This is a genomic window from Limnospira sp. PMC 1279.21, from assembly GCF_032349615.1.
GTDB classification, from domain to species: Bacteria; Cyanobacteriota; Cyanobacteriia; order Cyanobacteriales; family Microcoleaceae; genus Limnospira; species Limnospira fusiformis.
This window is the reverse complement of the sequence record NZ_JARPLU010000022.1, coordinates 19,347-22,100: the sequence shown is the minus strand read 5'-3', so window position 1 is coordinate 22,100 and position 2,754 is coordinate 19,347. Positions and strand designations below refer to the sequence as shown.

General features: G+C 49.3%; 2 protein-coding genes. Both read left to right on the top strand.

Features of this window, described 5'->3' with window-relative positions:
- A partial coding sequence (locus tag P5683_RS05465) for a hypothetical protein (protein WP_315669422.1) occupies positions 1-200 on the top strand: 200 nt, incomplete at its 5' end.
- 240 nt (positions 201-440) lie between these two features.
- Positions 441-2,489, top strand: coding sequence for an SBBP repeat-containing protein (locus P5683_RS05460; RefSeq protein WP_315639493.1), 2,049 nt, complete (start codon positions 441-443; stop codon positions 2,487-2,489).
- Positions 2,490-2,754 lie beyond the last annotated feature (265 nt).

Below are 2,754 nucleotides of genomic sequence, written 5' to 3'. Positions count from 1 at the left end.
GTTTTAGAGAGTGTGGGGAAATGGTGCGATCGCTTTTTTTAAGAATGATGGTGGCCGGTCATATAGCCTATTTAAGTAGGTTGGGTGGAGGAACGGAACCCAACACCACCATCTCACCGCTGTTGGGTTTCACCCAACCTACCCAGAGCTATAGGCTCAAAAAACCATTATATATGTCGGCACGGTTTCCCATGATTTAATAATAAGTCAAGTTTCCGCATTTGTCAAGGGAAAAAATCGGGATTTTTAGAGTTTTTTTAGGATTGCCTAATCTGCTGATGGGTAGCGGGGTTTTAGAGAGTGTGGGGAAATGGTGCGATCGCTTTTTTTAAGAATGATGGTGGCCGGTTATATTGAGAGCCAAGTACAATTGTCGTTAGCCATGTAAATACCAATCCAGGTATGAAATCTTTATGGCTCCATTGGAGGGGGATACCCTAATGAACAATACTAGCGAAATATTCCATATTTTTGAATCATCAGATTCTCAGAATTTCATGCCCTCACAGGGATTCAGTGGGGTAGAAGGTGAACCAGTAGCAGTACAGATGTCCGCGCCGCCAGAGTTCGCCTGGACGCGCCTGTTGGGAAGCGGTGAGGAGGACTCGGCTACTGCTCTGACCACCGGTAGTGATGGCTCGATTTATGTGGCGGGCTATACTTATGGCGACCTAGACGGACAAACCAATAGTGGTAGGGCTGATGCCTTTATCAGCAGGTTCCAGCCTGATGGCACTCAAGATTGGACGCGCCTGTTGGGAAGCGGTGATTCGCGCTATGCTCATGCCCTGACCACCGGTAGTGATGGCTCGATTTATGTGGCGGGTACGACTTGGGGCGACCTAGATGGACAAACCAATAGTGGTAGCTGGCCTGATGCCTTTATCACCAAGTTCCAACCTGATGGCACTCAAGACTGGACGCGCCTGTTGGGAAACAGTGACGGTGACGGGGCTCATGCCCTGACCACCGGTAGTGATGGCTCGATTTATGTGGCGGGAAGGACTCGGGGCGACCTAGACGGACAAACCTATAGTGGTGAGGAAGATGCCTTTATCACTAAGTACCAGCCTAATGGCGCTAAAGCCTGGACTCGCCTGTTGGGAACCAGGCTTTGGGACGTGGCTCATGCCCTGACCACCGGTAGTGATGGGTCTATTTATGTGGCGGGAAGGACTTTTGGCGGCCTAGACGGACAAACCCATAGTGGTGGTTTTTATTTTGTGCCTGATGCCTTTATTAGCAGGTTCCAGCCTGATGGCACTACAGACTGGACGCGCCAGTTGGGAACCCGTGGTGGGGACGTGGCTCATGCCCTGACCACCGGTAGTGATGGCTCGATTTATGTGGCGGGCTATACTGAAGGCAACCTAGGTGGACAAACCAATAGTGGTAGTGGTAGGGGTGATGCCTTTATCAGCAGGTTCCAGCCTGATGGCACTCAAGATTGGACTCGCCTCCTGGGAACCAGTGCTTCGGACTCGGCTAGTGCCCTGACCACCGGTAGTGATGGCTCGATTTATGTGGCGGGCTGGACTGGGGGCGACCTAGACGGGCAAACCAATAGTGGTGGCGAATGGGATGCCTTTATCGGCAGGTTCCAGCCTGATGGTACTCAAGACTGGACGCGCCTGTTGGGAACCAGGTTGAATGACCATGCTCGTGCCCTGACCACCGGTAGTGATGGGTCTATTTATGTGGCGGGCTCGACTGCGGGCGACCTAGATGGGCAAACCAATAGTGGTGAGCGGGATGCCTTTATTAGCAGGTTGATAGTAGATGGTACTGACACACCGGGGAGACCAGAAATTCATCAAGTCATTAATTGGGATAGTTTCCCGCCTCAAATTACGGGAGTTTTGCCAACCGAGAATCAAGGCTCTATTACTCAACCTTTACCCAATCAATGGTTTGGGACTGACCATCATGATGTAATTATCGGGACGGCTTCTGATGAAACTTTGCTGGGTTTTCAAGGTGATGATTGGCTCCAGGTTTCCCAGGGAGATAATACTCTGTTTGGCGGTCAGGGTAATGATATCTTAGTTGCTGGTCAGGGGGATGATATCCTATTGGGAAATAAAGATGATGATATCCTATTTGGAGGCGACGGCAATGATGCCATTTATGGTGGTCAGGGGAATGATACCTTGGTAGCAGGTAATGGGAATCATATTTTGTTTGGAGACCAGGGTAATGATATCCTATTTGGAGGCGCTCAAGGTGTTGATACTCTGGTGGGAGGCGAGGGAAATGATACTTTGGTAATGCTTCCGGGAGAAGGTTACAGCATAGTAACTGACTTTCAGGTAAATCAGGATATGGTGGTTTTGCTCGGTAGCCCTGATGACTATGAAATTGGGTCACTACCCAGCGGTTTTCATAGTGGTACAGCTATTTATGTAGCCGGTTCTGACCAACTGGTGGGTGTCCTGGAAGGGGTTACTAATGTCAGTTTAGAAGATGGTAATATCTTCGGTTGGGGGTAGGTGATGGTTGGGCGGCTTTCCGTTTAGCTACTTGTCTATGAGATGGGCTGAAAGTGCGATCGCTTTTTTCGATTTACTGCCTAATTAGAACCTTGACCCGTTTATAGGCATATATATGTCGCCACGGATTTCCATTCTTTAATAATAAGTCAAGTTTCGGGATTTGTCAAGGGGTAAAACTGGGATTTTGGGAGTTTTTTTAAGGATGGCTGAAATGGGTGATTTGGCGGCGGTTGGGTGAGGGGTTAGAGAAGGGGTTGATTGA

Bases quoted from the DNA above. Each gene is read 5' to 3' on its own strand.
- P5683_RS05460 (WP_315639493.1), top strand. From the start codon at position 441: ATGAACAATACTAGCGAAATATTCCATATTTTTGAATCATCAGATTCT.